Below are 20,645 nucleotides of genomic sequence, written 5' to 3'. Positions count from 1 at the left end.
AAACGCCCGGTTACATTCCGAACCCGGAAGCTAAGCCTTACAGCGCCGATGGTACTGCAGGGGGGACCCTGTGGGAGAGTAGGACACCGCCGAACTACCTTTACAGCTCTGGCTCTTGGGCATACAGCCCAGGAGCCAGAGCTTTTTTGCGTTGAGGTAAGGTCAGACCGTAACGCAGGCACTTTTTCCCAGGAGGCCCCCGGGTGGAGGTCCAGGAGACCCGTGTCCAGACGGACAGGGTCCTCACCATCCCGAACATCCTCAGTATGGCGCGCCTCGTCGGTGTGCCGCTGTTCCTGTGGTTGATCCTTAGGCCGGAGTTCGGCGGCCCCAAGAGCGATGGCTGGGCCCTGCTGGTGCTTGCACTGAGCGGTGTCAGCGACTATCTGGACGGCAAACTCGCCCGTCGTTGGAACCAGATCAGCAACCTCGGCCGGCTTCTCGACCCCGCTGCCGACCGGCTCTACGTGCTTTCCACTCTGGTCGGACTCACCTGGCGCGAGATTCTGCCAGTCTGGCTGACCGCCGCTCTGCTGGCGCGCGAATTGATGTTGCTGGTGGCCGTCTCCGTCCTGCGCCGGCACGGCTACCCGCCGCCCCAGGTGAACTTCCTCGGGAAGGCCGCGACGTTCAACCTGATGTACGCGTTCCCCCTGCTTCTGCTCAGTGACGGAAGCGGATGGATCTCGTCACTCGCTGCGATTTTCGGATGGGCGTTCGCCGGATGGGGTACAACGCTCTATTGGTGGGCAGGAGTCCTCTACGTGGTGCAAGTCCGCCGTCTTGTCCGTGCGGACGCCATGGCCGACTGATCTCGCCCATTCAGGCAGCCGCGATGGCTCCGATGGCCCGCTTCGGAAAAGTGCGGGACAATCAGGACGGGTGAAGTCGGCTAGTTCGTCGTCTCTTGGAGGAGGACGCTTCCGACATGAAGGCCGTCGTGATGGCCGGAGGCGAAGGCACGCGCCTTCGCCCTATGACCTCGAGCATGCCCAAGCCGCTCCTGCCGGTGGCCAACCGGCCGATCATGGAGCACGTTCTGCGGCTGCTCAAAAAGCATGGGCTGAATGAGACCGTCGTCACAGTCCAGTTCTTGGCGTCGCTGGTCAAGAACTATTTCGGTGACGGTGAAGAGCTCGGCATGGAGCTCACCTATGCCAACGAGGAGAAGCCACTCGGTACCGCCGGAAGCGTCAAGAACGCCGAGGAGGCGTTGAAAGACGATGCCTTCCTGGTCATCTCCGGCGATGCACTGACCGACTTCGACCTCACCGACCTGATCCGGTTCCACAAGGAGAAGGGCGCGATGGTGACCGTGTGTCTCACGCGCGTGCCCAACCCGCTGGAATTCGGCATCACCATCGTGGACGAAGAAGGAAAGGTCGAGCGCTTCCTCGAGAAGCCGACCTGGGGCCAGGTCTTCTCCGACACGGTGAACACGGGCATTTACGTGATGGAGCCCGAGGTCTTCGACTACGTCGAGGCCGACGTTCCGGTCGACTGGTCCGGCGACGTCTTCCCTCAGCTGATGAAGGAGGGCAAGCCGATCTACGGCTACGTCGCCGAGGGCTACTGGGAGGACGTCGGCACCCACGAGAGCTACGTCAAGGCCCAGGCGGACGTCCTGGAAGGCAAGGTCGACGTCGACATCGACGGCTTCGAGATCTCGCCGGGCGTCTGGGTCGCCGAGGGGGCCGAGGTGCACCCCGACGCGGTGCTGCGCGGGCCGCTGTACATCGGCGACTACGCCAAGGTGGAAGCCGGCGCCGAGATCCGCGAGCACACCGTCGTCGGATCGAACGTCGTCGTGAAGAGCGGAGCCTTCCTGCACAAGGCCGTCGTGCACGACAACGTGTACATCGGGCAGCACAGCAACCTGCGCGGCTGTGTCGTCGGCAAGAACACCGACATCATGCGGGCGGCCCGTATCGAGGACGGCGCCGTCATCGGCGACGAGTGCCTGATCGGTGAGGAATCGATCGTCCAGGGCAACGTGCGGGTGTACCCGTTCAAGACCATCGAGGCGGGTGCCTTCGTCAACACCTCGGTGATCTGGGAGTCGCGGGGCCAGGCGCACCTGTTCGGCGCGAGAGGCGTCTCCGGCGTCCTGAACGTGGAGATCACCCCGGAACTCGCCGTACGGCTGGCGGGCGCGTATGCGACGACGCTGAAGAAGGGCTCCACGGTCACCACCGCCCGTGACCACTCCCGCGGTGCGCGGGCGCTCAAGCGGGCCGTCATCTCCGCGCTCCAGGCCAGCGCCATCGACGTACGGGACCTGGAGAACGTGCCGCTGCCCGTCGCCCGGCAGCAGACCGCGCGGGGCAGCGCCGGCGGCATCATGATCCGTACGACGCCCGGCGTGCCCGACTCCGTCGACATCATGTTCTTCGACGGACAGGGAGCGGACCTGTCGCAGGGCAGTCAGCGCAAGCTGGACCGGGTCTTCGCGCGGCAGGAGTACCGGCGCGCGTTCCCCGGGGAGATCGGCGACCTGTACTTCCCGTCCAGCGTCTTCGACTCGTACACCGGTTCGCTGCTGCGCAACGTCGACACCACCGGGATCGCCGAGGCGGGCCTGAAGGTGGTCGTGGACGCCTCGAACGGCAGCGCCGGTCTGGTGCTGCCCAGCCTGCTCGGCAAGCTCGGCGTCGACTCGCTGACGATCAACCCCGGCCTCGACGAGTCCCGGCCCACCGAGACCGAGGACATGCGCCGGTCCGGTCTGGTGCGGCTCGGTGAGATCGTCGCGTCCTCCGGGGCGGCGTTCGGCGTGCGCTTCGACCCGGTGGGCGAGCGGCTGTCGCTCGTCGACGAGAAGGGCCGCATCATCGAGGACGACCGGGCGCTGCTGGTCATGCTCGACCTGGTCGCCGCGGAGCGGCGCAGCGGCCGGGTGGCGCTGCCGGTCACCACCACGCGTATCGCCGAGCAGGTCGCCGCGTACCACGGCACCCAGGTGGAGTGGACGACCACGTCCCCCGACGACCTCACCCGCGTCGGCGGCGAGGAGGGGACGATCTTCGGCGGTGACGGCAAGGGCGGGTTCATCGTCCCGGAGTTCAGCAGCGTCTACGACGGCACGGCGGCGTTCGTGCGGCTCATCGGGCTGGTGGCGCGGACGCAGCTCACGCTCAGCCAGATCGACGCCCGGATCCCGCGGGCGCACGTCCTCAAGCGGGACCTGGCGACGCCGTGGGCCGTCAAGGGCCTGGTGATGCGCCGGGTCGTCGAGGCCGCCGGTGAACGCTTCGTGGACACGACGGACGGTGTGCGGGTCGTGGAGGCCGACGGCCGCTGGGTGATGGTGCTGCCCGACCCCGCGGAGGCGGTCACCCATCTGTGGGCCGAGGGTCCCGACGACGCCTCCGCGCAGGCCCTGCTCGACGAGTGGGCGGCCGTCGTGGACAGCGCAGGCCGGTAGAACCCGGCAGAACCCTGACGGCAGGACCGGTGTCGGCCGGGGCCGGACCGGCCATGACCGGTCCGGCCCCGCCGGCCCGGCCGTCGCTCCGGCGCACCCCGCCGGTCCGGCCGGTCCGGTGGGCCGGACGGTGACGGACCCGTAGAACATGTCCGGCACGCGCGCGCGTGCCGGACAAACGTGTCCAAGGGGGCCGGTCCGGCACGCCGGTGGGCCCGTTTCGGAGGTAGTGCCCGCGGCGTGCGACGATGTGCGGCATGCCGCAGCAACCCCCCATTCGGAGCACACCCGCGCGGCCCTCCCGTCCGGACGCCTCCATGTCGTTGATCACCAACGTCATGGACCACAGCCTCGACGACGGTTACGCCGAGGCCGCCGCACGGAAGAAGTCAGCCGGCGAGAGCGGTCTGCCGAAGACGCTGCGGGCGCGGCTCGGGCTGGCCGCCGGCCTGGTCCTCGCGGCGCTCGTGGTGACCGTGGGAGCGGCCCAGGCGCGCGTGGCGGCCCCCGTCGTCGCCAAGGAGCGCCAGGAGCTGATCGACCGCATCGACCGCGAGACGGCGGCGGCCGACAAGCTCGAGAGCGGCGTGGACAAGCTCCGTGACGACGTGAGCGCACGGCAGCGCCAGGCACTCAGCCGCAGTGGCGGCAACGCGCAGGCCGACCTGGCGGGGATCCTGGCCGGTGCCACGGAGGTGCACGGCCCCGGCGTGAAACTCGTCGTGAACGACGCGAAGGAAGCCGGCACGGGCGGCAGCGGCAACCCGCGCGAGACATCGGGATTCTCCGACACCGGGCGGCTCCGCGACCGGGACATGCAGCGCGTCGTCAACGGACTGTGGCAGTCGGGGGCCGAGGCCGTGTCGGTCAACGGACAGCGGCTGACGGCCCTGTCCGCGATCAGGGCGGCGGGTGACGCCATACTGGTCGACAACAGACCGCTGGTGCCGCCGTACACGGTGCTCGCGGTGGGGGACGGCAAGCGGCTGAGCACCCGGTTCCAGAACAGCCCCGACGGGCTGTATCTGAACGCCCTGCAGGACAACTACGGCATCCGGACCGGTATCTCCGTGGAGAGCGACGTCCGGCTGCCCGCCGCACCGAGTGTGATCGTGCGGACCGCACAGCCGACCAGCGAGACATCTGAGAAGGGCACATCGTGATCGCCGTACTGGGCCTCGTCGTGGGAGTCGTGGCCGGCCTGTTGGTCCGGCCCGAGGTTCCGGCGGTCGTCGAGCCGTATCTGCCGATCGCCGTGGTGGCGGCCCTGGACGCCGTCTTCGGCGGACTGCGGGCCATGCTGGACGGCATCTTCGACGACAAGGTCTTCGTGGTGTCGTTCCTGTCGAACGTGGTCGTCGCCGCGTTGATCGTGTTCCTGGGCGACAAGTTGGGTGTGGGCGCCCAGTTGTCCACCGGGGTGGTGGTCGTCCTCGGCATCCGGATCTTCTCCAATGCCGCGGCGATCCGGCGGCACGTGTTCCGGGCGTGAGAGAGATGACCGACCAGGACGAACTGCCCGGGAACAGGCTCCGCAAGGAACTGCCCGCGGAGGTGCCCGCGCAGCACTCCGCCGGCACGGGGCGTCCCGAGGAGACGCCGGCGCCCGCCCCGACCGGCCGGCAGCGGCTGGTGAAGGGGCTGTGGCCGCCGCGCTTCACCCGCGCCCAACTCGTCGTCGCGGTGCTGTTGTTCGGCCTGGGCTTCGGGCTCGCGATCCAGGTCGCCTCCAACAGCGACAGCGGCAACGCGCTGCGCGGCGCCCGGCAAGAAGATCTTGTTCGCATCCTCGATGAACTGGACGACCGCACTCAGCGTCTTGAGGACGAGAAGCAGGGCCTCGAGAAGCAGCGTCAGGAGCTGGAGAACAGCTCCGACCAGGCCGAGGAGGCCCGTAGACAGACGGTCGAGAAGGAACGGCAACTCGGCATCCTCGCGGGCACGGTGGCCGCGCAGGGGCCGGGTATCACGATGACGATCGAGGACACGAAGGGGACGGTCCAGGCGGACATGCTGCTCGACGCGATACAGGAGCTGCGCGCGGCCGGTGCGGAGGCCATCGAGGTCAACGGCGTGCGCGTGGTCGCGAGCACCTATCTGACGGACTCCGGCAAGAGCGTGGACGTCGACGGGAACAAGATCAGCACTCCGTTCCGTTTCAAGGTCATCGGCAAGCCGCAGGATCTGGAGCCGGCGCTCAACATCCCCGGAGGCGTGGTGCAGACCCTGGAGAAGGAGCAGGCCACCGTGTCCGTCGAGCGTTTGGACAAGATCGTCGTGGACGCCTTGCGAGCGGCGAAGCTGCCTGACTACGCTCGGTCGTCCTCCCAGTGAACCGGGGGTGCATGGCGGCCGTCCGGCAGGGGCATGAGGTTGCGGGGGGTCGGCGCACCGATTGGGTGGTGCGTGGTGGAAACTGTCTGGTGGATACGGACGTTGTGAGGATGTCCGGGTCGACCGGTGTACGCAGTCAGGGTTCGTCCTGCCCCACGGGCGGGTCTGTTTCGGTCAAGGGGAATCGCCCGTGAAGTTGTTTGCGAAGTTGTTCGGCAAGAGCGCGCGAGAGAGCGGCGAGAACGCGACCGCTCGTCATCGCGCCCAGCCAGGAGCCGAGGGCCAGCGCCCGCTGTTCAGGGACCAGGTCGCTGGTCAGGGCGGTGATTTCTCCGGTGGTCAGGGCGCGCCGTCGGTTGACCCTGCCCAGGCCGGCGGCATAGGTTTCGGCCAACCGTCAGCCTCATCAGGTATGGGCGGGGGGTTCGCCCCTGACCCGTACGCGTCCCATTCCCCGGCGGGGCAGCCGCGGCAGGAGGATCCGTCCATGTCGGCCCTGGTGTGTACGAGGTGCGGTAACCGCAATGCGGACAGCAGCCGCTTCTGTTCCAACTGCGGTGCGCCGCTGAGGCCCGGAGCGGTGCCGGAGCGTGCGGCGGAGACGACGTCGACGATCTCGATCTCCGGTCTGGAGGCCTACGACGCGGAGGCCACCGGCCAGACGCCGATGCTGTCTCCCGAGGCGCAGGCGGCCGTCGACGCGCTGCCGCTGGGCTCGGCCCTGCTGGTCGTGCGCCGCGGCCCGAACTCGGGCAGCCGGTTCCTGCTGGACGGAGAGCTGACCACGGCCGGCCGTCATCCGCAGAGCGACATCTTCCTGGACGACGTGACGGTCTCGCGGCGCCATGTGGAGTTCCGCCGCAGCCCGGACGGCTCGTTCACGGTCGCGGACGTCGGCAGCCTCAACGGTACGTACGTCAATCGGGAGCGGATCGACGAGGTCGCGCTGGCCAACGGCGACGAGGTGCAGATCGGCAAGTACCGGCTGGTCTTCTATTCGAGCCGGCAGGGCTACTGACCTCCCCGGACTCGGTCCGGGGAACCCCAGGGAAGGTCCATGCTTCAATCACCGAGCGGCGGTGCCGGACACGGTACCGCCGCCGCGGACAGTGGGCTGATGAGCATCGGCGCGGTGCTGAACGCGCTGCGCGACGAGTTCCCCGAGGTCACCATCTCCAAGATCCGTTTCCTGGAGTCGGAGGGGCTGGTCGAGCCGCGGCGCACCGCCTCGGGATACCGCAAGTTCAGCGCGGACGACGTCGAGCGCCTCGCCCGCGTCCTGCGGATGCAGCGGGACCACTACCTGCCGCTGAAGGTGATCCGAGAGTACCTGGACGCTGTCGAGCGGGGTGAGGCGGTCCAGCCGCCCGTGCTCGGCCGGCAACGTGGCGGCGAGACGGTGCCGAAGCAGGCCGAGGCGCCGGCGGCCGCCCGGATCGGGCGGGCCGGCCTGCTCGCGGCCGCGGAGATCGAGGACGGAGAACTCCAGGAGTGGGAGTCCTACGGGCTCGTCACCCCACTGGAGGACGGGGCGTACGACGCCGAGACGGTCACCGTGGCCTCGCTCATCCGTGAGCTGGGACGTTTCGGCATCGAGCCGCGTCACCTGCGGGTGATGAAGGCGGCCGCGGACCGGGAAGCCGGTCTGGTCGACCAGGTGGTGGCCCCGCTCAGGCGTCACCGCAATCCGCAGACCCGGGTGCACGCGGAAGACCGTACGAAGGAGCTGGCGGCGCTCACGATCAGGCTGCACGCCGCTCTGGTGCAGACGGCGCTCGGGGTACGGCTGCCCTGACAGCCCGGGTGCCGCCGCACCGGGGGACCGGGACGGCGCTGCCGAGGTGCCCGGGGCGGGTGCGCCGCCATCCGGGGCGGGTGCTCAAAGGCGTCGGGTACGGCCGCCCCGGGGGAGGGAACGAGGACGCCGTCCGGCGGCCGGATCGGTCGCACGTTCCCGGCCCGACTACCCAAACGTCCCGGGCACGGCCTAGGGTTGCTGTGTGAACGAGCTCGATGTCGTAGGTGTCCGGGTCGAAATGCCCTCCAACCAACCGATCGTGCTCCTGCGTGAAGTGGGAGGCGACCGCTACCTCCCCATCTGGATCGGCCCGGGGGAGGCCACGGCGATCGCCTTCGCCCAGCAGGGTATGGCTCCCGCGCGGCCGCTGACCCACGACCTGTTCAAGGACGTGCTGGAGGCCGTGGGCCAGGAGCTGACGGAAGTGCGCATCACGGACCTGCGTGAGGGCGTCTTCTACGCCGAGCTGGTCTTCGCCAGCGGAGTGGAGGTCAGCGCCCGTCCGTCCGACGCCATAGCGCTGGCGCTGCGCACCGGTACGCCGATCTACGGCAGCGACACGGTGCTCGACGACGCGGGCATCGCGATCCCGGACGAGCAGGAGGACGAGGTGGAGAAGTTCCGCGAGTTCCTCGACCAGATCTCGCCGGAGGACTTCGGCACCAGCAGCCAGTGAAACGCCCACATGTGCCACCGGCCGGCGAGACGCCCTCGAATCGAGGGCCTTCGCGAGACCATTCGGCTAGCCTTTCCCCGCGGTGGGGCACGGGAAACCACTCTTAGGGTGATTATCACTCGGCGTGCCGAGTGTGGCGATCGTTGACGCACCCCTGGTGACTGCCTACCGTCGAGGAGGCAGGTCAAGGACGGAGGTCGGCGTGAGAAGCAGCGGCGACGGTACGGCTGGGGGTGCCCCCGGACGCGAAGTCGGGGGAAGCGGTCCGTACCCGCTTCACGGCAGCGCGGCCGACCAGGCTCCGCAGCGGCCGGCGGCCGTGCCCGGCAGCAGAGGGGCGGCGTCCATGGCGTCCGAGCAGATCGGCTACCGGGGGCCCACGGCCTGTGCGGCGGCCGGCATCACCTACCGGCAACTGGACTACTGGGCCCGCACCGGCCTGGTCGAACCGAGCGTGCGGCCCGCTCACGGGTCCGGCACCCAGCGGCTGTACAGCTTCCGTGACGTCGTCGTCCTGAAGATCGTCAAGCGGTTCCTGGACACCGGTGTGTCGTTGCAGAACATCCGGACCGCGGTGCAGCACCTGCGGCGGCAGGGCTTCAGCGACCTGGAGCGCATGACGCTGATGAGCGACGGCGCGACGGTCTACGAGTGCACCTCGCCCGACGAGGTGCACGCCCTGCTCCAGGGTGGCCAGGGGATCTTCGGCATCGCGGTCGGCGTGGTGTGGCGCGACGTGGAGAGCGCGCTGTCGCAGCTGCACGGCGAGCGGGTCGACACGGGGGAGACCCTGGTCGGCCACAATCCCGGCGACGAACTGGCCCGGCGCCGGGGCCGGGCGGTCTGAGCGGCCTACGGGGCCGGCAGGGCACCCGATCGGCCCCGGCGGGGTCCGTGGGCGCCCGGTGGACCGGCAACCCCGTGACGCGGGCCCCTGGACCGCTCGGGGCTCCCGCCGCGGGGCGTCTGCGCCCGGTGTGGCGTCCGCGCCATGGGACCCGGGCCGGAGAAGCGGAGACCGGACGGCCTCCTGCGCCCGGGGTGACCGCAGTGTGGGCGGAGTGCGCGGGCCCGTGGTGGGGCGTTGTCAGTGGCGTGGTGCAGCATCGGAGGTGTGAGAACCGCGCCCACGATCCTGCATCTCGACATGGATGCCTTCTTCGCCCAGGCGGAGCAGGCGTCCAAGCCGAGCCTGCGGGGGAAGGCCGTCGTGGTCGGAGGACTCGGACCGCGCGGCGTGGTCGCCACCGCGTCCTACGAGGCACGGGTCTTCGGCGTCCACTCCGCGATGCCGATGGCCCAGGCGCGCCGGCTGGCGCCGAACGCCGCGTACCTGGTGCCCCGCTTCGGCTTCTACCGCTCCATCAGCGAACAGGTGATGGAGCTGCTGCGGGCCCTGTCGCCGCTGGTCGAGCCGCTCAGTCTGGACGAGGCGTTCGTGGACCTGGAGGCCGGGGGAGCGGCCTGGGACGAGTCCTCCGCCCGGCTGGCGGGAGCGCGACTGCGGGCCGACATCCGTGCCGTCACGGGGCTGACCGGCTCGGTCGGACTGGCCGCCTCCAAGATGCTCGCCAAGATCGCCTCCGAGCAGGCCAAACCCGACGGTCTCGTGCTCATCGAGCCCGGCACGGAGCGGGCCCTCCTCGGTCCCCTGCCGGTGCGGACCCTGCCGGGGGTGGGCCCCGCGACGGGGGACCATCTGCGACGGGCCGGGATCCACACGGTCGACGAACTCGCCGAGGCCGGTGAGGCCGAACTGGTACGGCTGCTGGGCAAGGCGCACGGGCAGGCACTGCACGCCATGGCGCTGGCCCACGACGAGCGGCCCGTCGTCGCCGAGCGGGAGGCCAAGTCGGTGTCGGTCGAGGACACCTACGACGTCGACATCCACGACCGGCTGCGGGTCGGCCTGGAGGTCCAGCGGCTCGCCGACCGGTGCGTCCAGCGGCTGCGCGGCTCCGGGCTCTCCGGCCGCACCATCGTGCTCAAGGTGCGGCGCTACGACTTCTCCACGCTGACCCGGTCCGAGACGCTGCGCGGGCCCACCGACGACCCGGCGGTGGTCCGGGAGGCGGCGGCCCGGCTGCTGGACTCCGTGGACACCACCGGCGGGGTGCGCCTGCTCGGCGTGGGCGTGTCAGGGCTCGCCGACTACACGCAGGAGGACCTGTTCGCACAGGCCGCCGGGGCGGGGGCGCAGGACACCGGCGAGGAGCCGGCGGGGCCCTCCGCCCCCGCGGCGGCCCCGCAGGACACCGCGCCCGTCGAGCGCCACTGGCCCGCGGGCCACGACGTCACGCATGCCGAACACGGTCACGGCTGGGTGCAGGGCAGCGGCGTCGGCCGGGTCACCGTGCGGTTCGAGACGCCCGGCTCAAAGCCGGGGCGGGTGCGGACCTTCCGTGTCGACGACCCGGCGCTGCAGCCGGCGGACCCGCTGCCGCTGGTGCGGCGAGGAGTGGCGGATCCGGCGGCAGAGCCCCCGGCTGTGCCGTCTTCGGCTGCCGCGTGCTCTGCCGCCGCGCCTTTCGCCGGGGGCGGGGAGGCCGGCGGCCGGGACTGAGGGAAGTGGTGGGAGGGAGTGCGACGTGCGGTGCGGGACGCAGGTGTCCCCGGCCGGTGGCCGGTGCGGCGGCGGTGCCGGTGTGGGTGAGTCGGCGGGTGGACCGTGCCGCGCCCGGCCGGGGCCGGGATTCTTCAGGAATCCTCGGATCCCGACCCCGCCAGCTTGCCGAAGTCGCGGTCCGGGAGGGCGGCGGGCGGAGCGAGGTCGAGGCCGTAGTGGTGGTAGAGCTGGATCTCCTGCTCGGGGGAGAGGTGGCGGCCCACGCCGAAGTCGGGTGCCTCCTTGATCAGGGAGCGGTCGAAGGGGATGTGGAGGGCGCCCTCGACCAGCTCACTGGGCTCCAGGGGCACGAAGGCGTCCCGGGAGAACAGTCCGGTGCGTATGGCGGCCCACTCGGGCACACCGGTGGCGTCGTCGAGGTAGACCTCGTCCACCGTGCCGATCTTGTTGCCGTTGCGGTCGAACGCCTTGCGGCCGATCAGGTTGCGCGGATCGATCTCGGTCAGCACGGTCCCTCCACTTGGTCGCACCTCATCCGTAAGCACTACGAAAGAGCACATTCGGCGGGGCGGCCACTCGAAGGCTCCGGGTCACGGGCCGCTGGTACCCTGGCAGCGGCTGCTGACCCCGTGCGGGAGAGTCCTCCAGCACGATCGGAGGCGCCGAAGGAGCAAATCCTCCCCGGAATCTCTCAGGCCCACGTACCGCACGGACGAGGTCACTCTGGAAAGCAGAGCGGGTGTCGACGGCTTCCGCTCTCACCGACGGTGAAAACCGGGTGCCCACGGGCGGCCCGGTGAAGCTCTCAGGTTGAGATGACAGAGGGGGAGGCCGTCGGGACACCCGCGCCGTGGTGTCCCTCGAAGGTCGCGTCAGACCAGGAGGCCTCCGCAATGACCGCCCAGCGCACCCCGCTCTCCGAGCTCGAACAGGGCATCCCCTTCGAGCAGCGCCACATCGGGCCCGACCAGGAGGCGCGGGCGAAGATGCTCGCGCAGGTCGGCTACGGCTCGCTCGACGAACTCACCGCCGCCGCCGTGCCGGACGTCATCAAGAACGCCGACACCCTCGACCTGCCCGGCGCCCGCACCGAGGCCGAGGTGCTGGCCGAGCTGCGCTCCCTCGCCGACCGCAACCAGGTCCTCGGCTCGATGATCGGACTCGGCTACTACGGGACGTTCACGCCGCCCGTCATCCTGCGCAACGTCATGGAGAACCCGGCCTGGTACACGGCCTACACGCCGTACCAGCCCGAGATCTCGCAGGGCCGGCTCGAAGCGCTGCTGAACTTCCAGACCGTCGTCGCCGACCTCACCGGGCTGCCCACCTCCGGCGCCTCCCTGCTCGACGAGGGCACCGCCGCCGCCGAGGCACTGGCGCTGTCCCGGCGCATGGGCAAGAACAAGAAGGGCCTGTTCCTGGTCGACGCGGACGCGCTGCCGCAGACGATCGCCGTCATCCGGACCCGGGCCGAACCGACCGGCGTCGAGGTCGTCGTCGCCGACCTCAGCGACGGCATCCCGGCGGACCTCGCGGAGCGCGAGATCAACGGCGTCCTCCTGCAGTACCCCGGCGCCTCCGGTGCCGTGCGCGACCTCAAGCCCGTCATCGACCAGGCGCACGAGCTGGGCGCCCTGGTCACCGTCGCCGCCGACCTGCTCGCCCTCACCCTGCTCAAGTCCCCCGGCGAGCTGGGCGCGGACATCGCCGTCGGCACCACGCAGCGGTTCGGTGTGCCGATGGGCTTCGGCGGGCCGCACGCCGGCTACATGGCGGTCCACGAGAAGTTCGCGCGCAGCCTGCCCGGCCGTCTGGTCGGCGTCTCCGTCGACGCCGACGGCAACAAGGCCTACCGGCTGGCCCTGCAGACGCGCGAGCAGCACATCCGCCGCGAGAAGGCCACCAGCAACATCTGCACCGCCCAGGTGCTGCTCGCCGTCATGGCCGGCATGTACGCGGTCTACCACGGCCCCGAGGGCCTGAAGGACATCGCGCGGCGCACCCACCGCTACGCCGCCGTCCTGGCCGAGGGCCTGAAGGCCGGCGGCGCGCAGGTGGTCCACGGCTCCTACTTCGACACGCTCACCGTCAGGGCCGAGGGCCGGGCCGCCGAGATCGTCGCCGCCGCCCGTGAGGGCGGGGTGAACCTGCGCCTCGTCGACGCCGACCACGTCTCGATCGCCTGCGACGAGACCACCACACGCGCCCAGCTGCACGCCGTGTGGTCCGCCTTCGGCACCTCGGGCGACATCGACGCGCTGGACTCCGCGGCCGGTCAGCCGCTGCCCGAGGCCCTGCTGCGCACCGACGGCTACCTCACCCACCCCGTCTTCCACCAGTACCGCTCCGAGACGGCGATGCTGCGCTACCTGCGCAAGCTCGCCGACCGCGACTACGCGCTCGACCGCGGCATGATCCCGCTGGGCTCCTGCACGATGAAGCTCAACGCGACCACGGAGATGGAGCCGGTCACCTGGCCCGAGTTCGGGCAGCTGCACCCCTTCGCGCCCGCCGAGCAGGCACAGGGCTACCTCACGCTCATCCGCGAGCTGGAGGAGCGTCTCGCCGAGGTCACCGGCTACGACAAGGTCTCCCTCCAGCCGAACGCCGGTTCGCAGGGTGAGCTGGCCGGTCTGCTCGCCGTGCGCGGTTACCACCGGGCCAACGGGGACGACCAGCGCACCGTCTGCCTCATCCCCTCCTCCGCGCACGGCACCAACGCCGCCAGCGCGGTGATGGCCGGGATGAAGGTCGTCGTCGTGAAGACCGCCGAGGACGGCGAGGTCGACATCGAGGACCTGCGCGCGAAGATCGAGCAGCACCGCGACCAGCTCGCCGTGCTGATGATCACCTACCCGTCCACGCACGGCGTGTTCGAGGAGCACGTCGCCGACATCTGCGCCCAGGTCCACGAGGCCGGCGGCCAGGTGTACGTCGACGGCGCCAACCTCAACGCCCTGGTGGGTCTGGCCAAGCCGGGCCACTTCGGCGGCGACGTCTCCCACCTGAACCTGCACAAGACCTTCTGCATCCCGCACGGCGGCGGCGGCCCCGGGGTCGGTCCGGTCGGTGTGCGCTCGCACCTCGCGCCGTACCTGCCCAACCACCCGCTGCAGCCCGAGGCCGGTCCCGAGACGGGCGTCGGCCCGATCTCGGCCGCTCCGTGGGGTTCGGCCGGCATCCTGCCGATCTCCTGGGCGTACGTCCGGCTCATGGGCGGCGAGGGCCTCAAGCGCGCCACGCAGGTGGCGGTGCTCTCCGCCAACTACATCGCCAAGCGCCTGGAGCCGCACTTCCCGGTCCTCTACACCGGCCCCGGCGGTCTGGTCGCGCACGAGTGCATCATCGACCTGCGCCCGCTGACCAAGGCGACCGGCGTGAGCGTGGACGACGTGGCCAAGCGGCTCATCGACTACGGCTTCCACGCGCCGACGATGTCGTTCCCGGTGGCCGGGACGCTGATGATCGAGCCGACCGAGTCCGAGGACCTGGCCGAGCTGGACCGTTTCTGCGACACGATGATCGCGATCCGCGCCGAGATCGACAAGGTCGGGTCGGGGGTGTGGCCCGCCGAGGACAACCCGCTGCGGGGCGCTCCGCACACCGCCGCCGCGCTCGGCGGGGAGTGGGAGCACGCGTACAGCCGTGAGGAGGCCGTCTTCCCGGCCGGTGTCTCGGCGGTCGACAAGTACTGGCCGCCGGTGCGCCGCATCGACCAGGCCTTCGGCGACCGCAACCTGGTCTGCTCCTGCCCGCCGCTGGGCGCCTACGAGGACTGAGCGGCGCGGGAGGCCCGCACCGCGACCGCAGGGCTCCGCCCCGGCACTCCCGTGAGGGGGCCGGGGCGGAGCCCTCTCGCGTGGGCTCGGGCGGGCGGCTCAGGTCCGGTCGATGTGCACGTTCGTCGACTTCACACGGGCGGTGGCCTCCATGCCGACCTCCAGGCCCAGTTCCTCGACGGCCTCCCGGGTCAGCAGGGAGACCAGCCGGTGCGGACCGGCCTGGATCTCGACCTGGGCGGCGACGTCGCCGAGCTTGATGGCGGTCACGATGCCGGGGAAGGCGTTGCGGACCGAGGTGTAGGAGGAGTCCTCCTCGCCGCCGCCGGTTCCGGCCAGCTCCACGGAGAACGCGGCGAGGTCCCGTCCGTCGACGAGCCGCCGCCCGTTCTCGTCGCGGTGGGTGGCCACCCGGCCCGCGTCCGCCCACCGGCGTGCGGTGTCCGGACTGACGCCGAGGAGACGGGCGGCCTGGCCGATGGTGTAGGACTGCATGCCGGTCACGATAAGGCTCTCCGGGGGCGTGGCGGACGCAGGGGCCGCGCCCGCGGCCGGTGGGCGGCGCCTGCGGTCAGGACCCGCTGCGCCCGTCCCGGCGCTGCCCCGCCGGGCGGTGGTCCTGCCGTCAGGGTGCCCCCGGGCCGCCGCACAGGCCGCGGCGCCGCCGCCGGCCTTCCGGCGGGGGCCGGGCGGGCGCAGGCGTGGGCTGGTGGCGGGCTCAGGCGGTGTGGACGTGGGGCCGCTTGGCGCGGTCCGGTTCCGCCTCCCGCAGGACCTCGCGGGTGACGGGGGCGACCTCGCCCTGCCCGAAGAGGAAGAAGCGGAGGAAGTTGCGGAACGGGTTGCCCTCGGTCCACTCGAAATAGATGTGCGGGGTGTGGCCCGTCGTGTCGCGGACGTGCAGGAGCAGGGCGGCCAGGGCGTTCGGGACGGAGGCGGACTCCAGCGTCAGGACGCGGTAGCGGTCGTGCAGGACCTCACCGCGCACCTTGAGGCCGGCCTCGAACTCGGAGGGGTCGGTGACCGTGACCTCCGCGAAGACGAAGTCCTCCGTGGCCGGGATGTCGTTGTCGGAGCGGATCTGTTCGATCTTGTCGCGGTACTGGGCCTTGTCCCGCCGGTCGGGCTCGTTGGCGATGAACCGGATCTTGCGGCTGGCGATGTCCCTGACGAAACGTTCCGCCATCGGGTCCAGCGTCACGCTGGTCACCCGCAGCTCGAAGGCGCGGGCCAGCCGGGACAGCAGCGAGACCAGGATGATCCCGGCGATGAAGCAGGCACCGATCTTCACACCGTCGGGCCGCTCGATGACGTTCACGACGGTCGTGTACAGGAACACGGTGGCGATCACCGCGAACCCCACGGTCCACTTGCGCTGCCCGGCCTTGTGGGCGGCGATGGTCACGGCGATGGCCGCGGAACTGATCAGGACGAGCACACCGGTGGCGTAGGCGCCGCCCTGCTTGTCCACGTTGGCGTCGAAGATCCAGGTGACCACGAAGGCGATCACGATGAAGACGATGACCATCGGGCGCACCGCGCGGGCCCAGTGCGGGGCCATGCCGTAGCGCGGGAGGTAGCGCGGCATCAGGTTGAGCAGCCCGGCCATCGCGGAGGCGCCGGCGAACCACAGGATCGCGATGGTCGAGATGTCGTAGACCGTGCCGAAGGTGTTCCCGATGTAGTGGTGCGCGAGGTAGGCCAGGGCACGCCCGTTGGCCTTGCCGCCGGCCTTGAACTCCGCCGCCGGGATCAGCAGCGTGGTGATGAAGCTGGTGGCGATCAGGAAGCAGCTCATGATCAGCGCGGCCGTGGTGAGCAGCTTCTTCGTGTCCCGGATCCGGCCGGTGGGCCGCTCCTCGGTGTCGGCCGCGTCGCCCCTGACGTGGGGCATCACGGCGACGCCGGTCTCGAAGCCGGACAGGCCGAGCGCGAGCTTGGGGAAGACCAGCAGGGCCACGCCGACCATGGCGAAGACGCTGCTGTGCTGAACGGTCAGGGCGCTGGTCCAGTCGGTCACCAGATGTCCGGCCGTGATGACGTGCCACAGTCCGACGATCACCACCACGACGTTCAGGGCGAGGTAGATGCCGACCAGCGCCACCGCGACGCCGATGGCCTCCAGGAAGCCCTTGAGGAACACCGCGCCCAGCAGCGCCACCAGCAGGAGCGTGATCAGCATCTGGTGGCTGTGCAGGGAGCTGGTCAGGTGCGGGTTCTCCACCAGGTGGGTCGAGGCGTCCGCGGCCGACAGGGTGATGGTGATGAGGAAGTCCGTGGCGGCGAAGCCGAGCAGGGTCAGGACGAACAGCTTGCCCTGCCAGAACGACAGCAGCCGCTCCAGCATGGCGATCGAGCCCTCGCCGTGCGGGCTCTCCTCGGCCACCCTGCGGTACACCGGCAGCGCGCCCACCAGGGTGACGAGCACCAGGACGAGGGTGGCGACGGGCGACAGCAGACCGGCGGCCAGCGCCGCGATGCCCGGCTGGTAGCCCAGGGTGGAGAAGTAGTCGACACCGGTCAGGCACATGACCCGCCACCAGCGCTGCCCCTTGTGCGGGGGCTCCGGTGCGGCGTGCGGCGCCTGCTGTATGCCCTTGCCCATGTCGGACAGGCCTTCCAGCATCCAGGCGCGCAGACGGCTGGGAGGGTGTTCGGTGATGGCCATCGGCCCTGCTCCTGAAGTGCGGCTCAGCCCGGGGTGCGGCTCAGCGTGGGAATCCGGCCGGACCGGCGGACGGGGCCCCAGCGTATGCGGAGCGTGACGTTCGGGCCGTGCGTACCGGGGTCGGCACGCGTCAATCTTCCGTTAATAACGACCGGGGCGCCGCGCCCGTTCACCTGGGCGGACGACCTCGTGCCCGCATCGGAGCGGTCCGTCCGGCGGCCGGTGAGCGCGGTCCGCGGCGTGCCTGGCTCACAGCCCCGGGGTGTGCGGTACCCGGCTCATGGCTCCAGTCCCGAGACGCGGAAGACGGTGAGGGCCGTCTCGCGGTCCACCTGCTCGGCCAGGTCGCGCAGCGCGCTCCGGCCGTACCGCAGACAGCCGCTCGCCGCCGACTTCCGGGCGTCCTCCTCGAGTCGGCACCACAGGGCGGGGTTGTCCACGAGGGTCCGGGGATCGATCTCGACGCATGCGCCGAGCGCGTCCCGCAGGACCAGGCGCCGTGAGACGCCGTCCATGACCCGCACCGACACCAGCCGGTCCGTACGCACCCGCCGGTGACGCAGCGGCGCGCACGCGGCGAGCCAGCCCTCACCGGCACTCACGCGGGCCGGGCAGAGCACGCCCAGGAGGCCGGCCGACAGGGCGAGCCAGAGCACCGCGCGCCACCAGGTGAGGCCGCCGGTGGCCCCGTCGATCGACAGCAGCAGGCCGAACAGTGCCACCGCGCACCGGACGGCGGTGTGCAGATCCCCCGCCCAGTGGCGGTCGCGGGCCACCGCGGCGGAGCGCCGCGCGGGCGTCTGCGCCGTCGGCCGCCTGTCGGAGCAGTGCCTCATGACATCCACGCTAGGGCGCGCCCGTGATCCGGGCGAGGCTTCTTGACACGCTTCTGACGCGGCGCCGTCCGTTCTTGACGCTCCGCCCGCACCCTTCCGGCGCCCGGGGAGCCGGGAGGCATCCGCCTCTCACGATCCGGTCGTGATCTTGTCGGCGCCCCCGGCCGCCCCTACAGTGCGAGATCGCAAGGTTCGCCGCGCCCGGCGAAACATTCGGGACGCCGGTGCGAGACGCCGGGCGGGACTGCCCGTGCGGGGGCGTGCGCACGGGACGCGCGTGCGTACGAGACGGGCGTGTGTACGGGACGCGCGTGCGTACGAGACATGCGTGTGTGAGGGACGCGCGTCGCGGGGCGTGCGGGCGGGGCCTGTGGCCGAGACGTTCAGGAAGGAAGGGGCCGGCATCGATGCGGGCGTACGACAATCCGGTGATCCCCGGCTTTCATCCCGATCCCAGCGTGTGCCGGGTCGGGGAGGACTACTACCTGGTGTGTTCCAGCTTCGAGTACTTTCCCGGGGTCCCGCTCTTCCACAGCCGGGACCTGGTCCACTGGCGGCAGATCGGCAACGTCCTCGACCGGCCCGGACAACTGAGGCTGCCGGCCGACCTGCCCGCCTCCGCGGGCGTCTACGCGCCGACGATCAGGTACCACGAGGGCCGCTTCCACGTGATCACCACCAGCGTCGGCGGCGGCGGGAACTTCCTGGTCACCGCGGACCGCCCCGAGGGGCCGTGGTCCGACCCGGTCTGGATCGACCTGCCCGGCATCGACCCCGACCTCGCCTGGGACGACGAGGGGAACTGCTGGTGCGCCGTGGCCGGCGTGGGGCTGGCCCGTATCGACCCGGGGACGGGCGAGGTGCTGGAGGGCCCGCTGAAGGTGTGGTCCGGAACCGGGATGCGGGACCCGGAGGCGCCCCACCTGTACCGGGTCGGCGACTGGTGGTACCTGCTGGTGGCCGAGGGCGGCACGGCGCACGGGCACAGCGTCTCGGTGGCCCGGGCGCGTTCGCCGCGCGGCCCCTACGAACCCGCGCCCGGCAATCCGGTCGTCTCCCACCGCAGCACCGGGCTTCCGGTCCAGTGCACCGGCCACGGCGACCTCGTACGGGCCGTGGACGGGACCTGGTGGATGGTGCTGCTGGGGACCCGCCCCCGGGGGTACTTCCCCGAGTTCCACGTCCTCGGCCGGGAGACCTTCCTGGTGCCGGTGGAGTGGGTGGACGGATGGCCCGAGGCCGGCCCGGTCCAGGAGCGGCACCCGGCACCGGCGGCCTGGCACCCGCTGCCGCAGGAACCGGCGCGGGACGACTTCGACGCGCCCGCTCTCGCGCCGCACTGGATCTCTCCGCGCAGCAGGGAGGACGGCTCCTGGTCGCTCGGCCACCGACCGGGGTGGCTGACGCTGCACGCGACCGGGGACAGTCTCGACCGGCCCGGCCACACCTTCGTCGGCCGCAGGCAGCAGCACCCGGACTGCCGCGCGCGGGCCCGCCTCGACCCCGGACCGAGCCGGGCGGGGCTGTCCGTCCGGCTGGACGAGGCGCACCACTACGACCTGGAGATCCACGGCGGGACGGCGAGCGTGATCGCCCGGATCGGGCCGGTGCGGCAGCGGATCGCCACGCATCCCGTACCGGCGGGGCCGCTCGTCCTGAGCGTCGGCATCCGTACGTCGGACGTGCCGCCGCCCACGGTCACGGCCCCTGGCGGTGCGGCCCCCGGGCTGCGGCCGGGCGGCCCTGACGCGGTCTCCTTCTCGGTGGAAGGGCCCGAAGGAACGGTACGGCTGGCCGAACTCGACGGGCGGTACCTGTCCACCCAGGTCGCCACCGGCTTCACCGGGCGGGTGATCGGCATGTACGTGACCGAGGGCAGCGCGGCCTTCGACTGGTTCGCGTACCAGCCGGTGTCCCCCTCGGAGGCGGCGCACGGCGGGTGACGGGTCGCGCCGGCGGAGGAGACGCGGCGGGGCCGGTCCGCACGGAGTGTGCGGACCGGCCCTTGGTGGTGCGCGGACGGCTCCCGTTCGCGGTGCCGCCCGGTCGTGCTCGGTACGGGCCCGTGCTCGATGCCCGGCCGCGCTCGTGTGCCCTGCCCGGTCGTGCCCGATCAGGCGGCGGTCATCACCCGGTCGGCGCCCAGCGGGCGGTGCGGGGCGATGATCTGGCCGTCCGGCAGAAGCTCACCGGTGTCCTCGAAGAGCAGGACGCCGTTGCACAGCAGGCTCCAGCCCTGCTCCGGGTGGTGCGCCACAAGACGGGCGGATTCCCGGTCGGCGGAGTCGGCTGAGGGACACGGTGGCTGGTGCTGGCACATGGGTGGGATCTCTCGTCGTGTCGTGTGGTCCGGGATGGCTGTCGTGTGTGTCCTGCGGCTGGTGGCATGCTCCATGGCCGCCCCCCGTTTGATGATGAGTCGGACTGAAACCAGTGTTGCCCCGCGGACGTGATTCCGCAGGAATATCGCGGCACCGCCTCTCACAGATTCAGGACGCGTCACCCGCGCGAGCGGTTCACCTGCACCGCACGGTCCCTTCGGATGGTTCGAGGGGGCCGGATGG

At 71.0% G+C, this 20,645-nt stretch carries 17 protein-coding genes, 1 rRNA gene and 1 riboswitch; of the genes, 13 read left to right on the top strand and 5 right to left on the bottom strand.

The window, feature by feature from the left end; translation table 11 throughout:
- The 11 genes from rrf to ABZ719_RS07295 form a co-directional block, all read left to right on the top strand.
- Positions 1-95: ribosomal RNA gene (gene rrf, locus ABZ719_RS07345) — 5S ribosomal RNA — on the top strand; the annotation flags it as partial.
- 108 nt (positions 96-203) lie between these two features.
- Positions 204-812 (top strand): CDP-alcohol phosphatidyltransferase family protein, encoded by a 609-nt coding sequence (locus tag ABZ719_RS07340; RefSeq protein WP_037856433.1) that lies wholly within the window; start codon positions 204-206, stop codon positions 810-812.
- Positions 813-928: 116 nt separating this feature from the next.
- The gene (locus ABZ719_RS07335) at positions 929-3,424 is read left to right on the top strand and encodes a mannose-1-phosphate guanyltransferase (RefSeq protein ID WP_366724238.1); all 2,496 of its coding nucleotides are present in this window, start codon (positions 929-931) and stop codon (positions 3,422-3,424) included.
- Positions 3,425-3,672: 248 nt separating this feature from the next.
- A complete protein-coding gene (locus ABZ719_RS07330; protein WP_366724237.1) occupies positions 3,673-4,587 on the top strand; it encodes a DUF881 domain-containing protein in 915 nt (304 codons plus the stop codon).
- Positions 4,584-4,916: a small basic family protein gene (locus ABZ719_RS07325; protein ID WP_003988855.1), complete on the top strand. Its 333-nt coding sequence runs from the start codon at positions 4,584-4,586 to the stop codon at positions 4,914-4,916. Before ABZ719_RS07330 ends, ABZ719_RS07325 begins: the two co-directional genes overlap by 4 nt.
- A 5-nt stretch (positions 4,917-4,921) precedes the next feature.
- Positions 4,922-5,758: a DUF881 domain-containing protein gene (locus tag ABZ719_RS07320; RefSeq protein ID WP_366724236.1), complete on the top strand. Its 837-nt coding sequence runs from the start codon at positions 4,922-4,924 to the stop codon at positions 5,756-5,758.
- A gap of 61 nt (positions 5,759-5,819) precedes the next feature.
- Complete coding sequence (locus ABZ719_RS07315) at positions 5,820-6,776, top strand: FHA domain-containing protein (RefSeq protein ID WP_366724235.1); 957 nt, start codon at positions 5,820-5,822, stop codon at positions 6,774-6,776.
- Positions 6,777-6,815: 39 nt separating this feature from the next.
- Positions 6,816-7,553 (top strand): MerR family transcriptional regulator, encoded by a 738-nt coding sequence (locus ABZ719_RS07310; RefSeq protein ID WP_366724234.1) that lies wholly within the window; start codon positions 6,816-6,818, stop codon positions 7,551-7,553.
- Positions 7,554-7,758: 205 nt separating this feature from the next.
- Positions 7,759-8,232 carry a bifunctional nuclease family protein gene (locus tag ABZ719_RS07305; protein WP_026253112.1) on the top strand — a complete coding sequence of 158 codons (474 nt, stop codon included), beginning with the start codon at positions 7,759-7,761 and terminating at the stop codon, positions 8,230-8,232.
- A 202-nt stretch (positions 8,233-8,434) separates the two neighbouring features.
- Positions 8,435-9,079 carry a MerR family transcriptional regulator gene (locus tag ABZ719_RS07300; RefSeq protein ID WP_366724233.1) on the top strand — a complete coding sequence of 215 codons (645 nt, stop codon included), beginning with the start codon at positions 8,435-8,437 and terminating at the stop codon, positions 9,077-9,079.
- 267 nt (positions 9,080-9,346) lie between these two features.
- Entirely contained in the window at positions 9,347-10,795 is a 1,449-nt protein-coding gene (locus tag ABZ719_RS07295; protein ID WP_366724232.1) for a DNA polymerase IV, read from the top strand.
- Between the two features lie 134 nt (positions 10,796-10,929).
- Here the strand turns inward: ABZ719_RS07295 and ABZ719_RS07290 are convergent, their stop codons facing one another.
- Positions 10,930-11,307 carry a PRC-barrel domain-containing protein gene (locus ABZ719_RS07290; RefSeq protein WP_037856452.1) on the bottom strand — a complete coding sequence of 126 codons (378 nt, stop codon included), beginning with the start codon at positions 11,305-11,307 and terminating at the stop codon, positions 10,930-10,932.
- A gap of 113 nt (positions 11,308-11,420) precedes the next feature.
- Positions 11,421-11,515: riboswitch (glycine riboswitch) on the top strand.
- 176 nt (positions 11,516-11,691) lie between these two features.
- Here ABZ719_RS07290 and gcvP point away from each other — a divergent pair.
- Positions 11,692-14,577, top strand: a complete 2,886-nt coding sequence (gcvP, locus tag ABZ719_RS07285) for an aminomethyl-transferring glycine dehydrogenase (RefSeq protein ID WP_366724231.1) — start codon at positions 11,692-11,694, stop codon at positions 14,575-14,577.
- Between the two features lie 99 nt (positions 14,578-14,676).
- On the opposite strand, the gene ABZ719_RS07280 is transcribed toward gcvP, so the two are convergent.
- The 3 genes from ABZ719_RS07280 to ABZ719_RS07270 form a co-directional block, all read right to left on the bottom strand.
- Complete coding sequence (locus ABZ719_RS07280; RefSeq protein ID WP_366724230.1) at positions 14,677-15,072, bottom strand: helix-turn-helix transcriptional regulator; 396 nt, start codon at positions 15,070-15,072, stop codon at positions 14,677-14,679.
- Between the two features lie 223 nt (positions 15,073-15,295).
- Positions 15,296-17,245, bottom strand: coding sequence for an amino acid transporter (locus ABZ719_RS07275; RefSeq protein ID WP_366724229.1), 1,950 nt, complete (start codon positions 17,243-17,245; stop codon positions 15,296-15,298).
- A 278-nt stretch (positions 17,246-17,523) separates the two neighbouring features.
- Entirely contained in the window at positions 17,524-18,081 is a 558-nt protein-coding gene (locus ABZ719_RS07270; RefSeq protein ID WP_366724228.1) for a hypothetical protein, read from the bottom strand.
- A 407-nt stretch (positions 18,082-18,488) separates the two neighbouring features.
- On the opposite strand from ABZ719_RS07270, the gene ABZ719_RS07265 reads away from it, so the two are divergent.
- On the top strand, positions 18,489-20,024 hold the full coding sequence (locus tag ABZ719_RS07265) for a glycoside hydrolase family 43 protein (protein ID WP_366724227.1): 1,536 nt from the start codon (positions 18,489-18,491) through the stop codon (positions 20,022-20,024).
- 170 nt (positions 20,025-20,194) lie between these two features.
- On the opposite strand, the gene ABZ719_RS07260 is transcribed toward ABZ719_RS07265, so the two are convergent.
- Positions 20,195-20,401: a DUF5999 family protein gene (locus tag ABZ719_RS07260; RefSeq protein WP_030177618.1), complete on the bottom strand. Its 207-nt coding sequence runs from the start codon at positions 20,399-20,401 to the stop codon at positions 20,195-20,197.
- Positions 20,402-20,645 lie beyond the last annotated feature (244 nt).

Origin of the sequence: Streptomyces sp. NPDC006743, from assembly GCF_040703815.1 — a bacterium.
In the GTDB taxonomy this organism is placed as follows: domain Bacteria; phylum Actinomycetota; class Actinomycetes; order Streptomycetales; family Streptomycetaceae; genus Streptomyces.
The sequence above is the reverse complement of the archived record's forward strand: the minus strand, read 5'-3'. Positions and strand labels throughout refer to the sequence as shown.

What these genes read in the sequence shown, in the direction of transcription:
- ABZ719_RS07335 (WP_366724238.1), top strand. Translation starts at nt 929, where the DNA reads ATGAAGGCCGTCGTGATGGCCGGAGGCGAAGGCACGCGCCTTCGCCCT.
- ABZ719_RS07330 (WP_366724237.1), top strand. Translation starts at nt 3,673, where the DNA reads ATGTGCGGCATGCCGCAGCAACCCCCCATTCGGAGCACACCCGCGCGG.
- ABZ719_RS07320 (WP_366724236.1), top strand. Translation starts at nt 4,922, where the DNA reads ATGACCGACCAGGACGAACTGCCCGGGAACAGGCTCCGCAAGGAACTG.
- ABZ719_RS07310 (WP_366724234.1), top strand. Translation starts at nt 6,816, where the DNA reads ATGCTTCAATCACCGAGCGGCGGTGCCGGACACGGTACCGCCGCCGCG.
- gcvP (WP_366724231.1), top strand. Translation starts at nt 11,692, where the DNA reads ATGACCGCCCAGCGCACCCCGCTCTCCGAGCTCGAACAGGGCATCCCC.
- ABZ719_RS07280 (WP_366724230.1), bottom strand. Translation starts at nt 15,072, where the DNA reads ATGCAGTCCTACACCATCGGCCAGGCCGCCCGTCTCCTCGGCGTCAGT.
- ABZ719_RS07275 (WP_366724229.1), bottom strand. Translation starts at nt 17,245, where the DNA reads ATGGCCATCACCGAACACCCTCCCAGCCGTCTGCGCGCCTGGATGCTG.
- ABZ719_RS07270 (WP_366724228.1), bottom strand. Translation starts at nt 18,081, where the DNA reads ATGAGGCACTGCTCCGACAGGCGGCCGACGGCGCAGACGCCCGCGCGG.
- ABZ719_RS07265 (WP_366724227.1), top strand. Translation starts at nt 18,489, where the DNA reads ATGCGGGCGTACGACAATCCGGTGATCCCCGGCTTTCATCCCGATCCC.
- ABZ719_RS07260 (WP_030177618.1), bottom strand. Translation starts at nt 20,401, where the DNA reads ATGTGCCAGCACCAGCCACCGTGTCCCTCAGCCGACTCCGCCGACCGG.